The sequence below is a fragment of the Pseudomonas sp. 2822-15 genome (assembly GCF_002742515.1).
Lineage (GTDB): Bacteria > Pseudomonadota > Gammaproteobacteria > Pseudomonadales > Pseudomonadaceae > Aquipseudomonas > Aquipseudomonas salomonii.
In genome coordinates, this window is the sequence record NZ_LJRY01000383.1 from 1 (window position 1) to 246 (window position 246).

Below are 246 nucleotides of genomic sequence, written 5' to 3' on the forward strand. Positions count from 1 at the left end.
TCGTCGTGGTGTAGATGACCTTGTATTTGACACTGTAAACGTCGTATTCATGGTATTGCTGATCGTTGTGATGCTATACCCAATGTTAAATACTTTGGCGGTTTCATTCAACGAAGCTACTGATACAGTTCGTGGTGGAATACACTTATGGCCACGGGAATTTACAACTTATAACTTTGAACACGTATTTGGGGAAGCCCAAGTTTTACAAGCTGGTTTAATATCAATTTTAAGAACAGTAATTGG

Annotated in this window: 1 protein-coding gene; it reads left to right on the forward strand. The window is 38.6% G+C overall.

The features are described 5' to 3' along the window. Positions 1-49: 49 nt before the first annotated feature. On the forward strand, positions 50-246 hold a 197-nt coding region (locus AOA59_RS32955; protein ID WP_305886617.1), incomplete at its 3' end, for a hypothetical protein.